Here is a 1,043-nt window from a genome sequence, read left to right as displayed (position 1 = left end):
CACGGCCTTTATCGCCGCCGTTATCAATCTCGTCTTCGGCGTCATCCTCGCCTGGGTATTGGTGCGCTACCGGTTCCCCGGCAAGCGGGTGATCGACGCCATGGTCGACCTGCCCTTTGCGCTGCCGACCGCGGTTGCCGGCATTGCGCTGACGACGCTCTATGCCCCGAACGGCTGGATCGGCCAGTTCCTGGAGCCGCTTGGCCTCAAGATCGCCTTCACTCCGGCCGGCATCGTCATCGCCCTGATCTTCGTCGGCCTGCCCTTTGTGGTCAGGACCGTGCAGCCGATCATGGAGGAGATCGACAAGGAAGTGGAGGAAGCTGCAGCCACCCTTGGCGCCAGCCGCTTCCAGACGATCAGCCGGGTGCTTTTGCCGGGGCTCTTGCCAGCCGGCCTCACCGGCTTTGCGCTCGCCTTTGCCCGTGGTGTCGGCGAATACGGCTCGGTGATCTTCATCGCCGGCAACCTGCCTTACGTCTCCGAGATCGCCCCGCTGCTGATCGTCATCCGGCTCGAAGAGTTCAACTATGCGGCTGCGACAGCGATTGCCGCTGTCATGCTGGCGATCTCGTTTGCCATGCTGCTCCTCATCAACTCGATCCAGGCCTGGAGCCGGCGGAGATATGTCTATGTCGCATGACCTGACCGCCGCCTCAGCACCCAGTCCCGGCCTCAGTCCGGCCTCCGGCCCTCGCGCCGCCCTGCCGGAACTGGCCGCCGCCACCTCCGAAAGCCGCTTTGCCCGACTGACGCTGACGATCACGGCGCTCGCCTTCGTCGCACTGTTTTTGCTTTTGCCGCTCGCCGCCGTCTTTACCGAGGCGCTGCGCAAGGGTGTGACGGAATTCGTGCTGGCCCTTGGCGATGCCGAAACCTTTTCCGCCATCCGCCTGACGCTGATCGTCGCCGCCATCGCCGTGCCGCTCAACCTCGTCTTCGGCGTGGCCGCCGCCTGGGCGATCGCCAAGTTCGAGTTCAAGGGCAAGGCCTTCCTGACGACGCTGATCGACCTGCCGTTCTCGGTCTCGCCGGTGATCTCC

2 protein-coding genes are annotated in these 1,043 nt (G+C 64.8%); both read left to right on the top strand.

Annotated features, from left to right (window positions below):
* The coding region (gene cysT, locus ASD01_RS25360) for a sulfate ABC transporter permease subunit CysT (protein WP_060530362.1) at positions 1-643 on the top strand (643 nt) is incomplete at its 5' end.
* On the top strand, positions 633-1,043 hold a 411-nt coding region (locus ASD01_RS25355), incomplete at its 3' end, for an ABC transporter permease family protein (RefSeq protein ID WP_458574508.1). The genes cysT and ASD01_RS25355, both read left to right, overlap by 11 nt.

The organism is Ensifer sp. Root423, assembly GCF_001426275.1.
GTDB lineage: Bacteria > Pseudomonadota > Alphaproteobacteria > Rhizobiales > Rhizobiaceae > Ensifer > Ensifer adhaerens.
The sequence above is the reverse complement of the archived record's forward strand: the minus strand, read 5'-3'. Positions and strand labels throughout refer to the sequence as shown.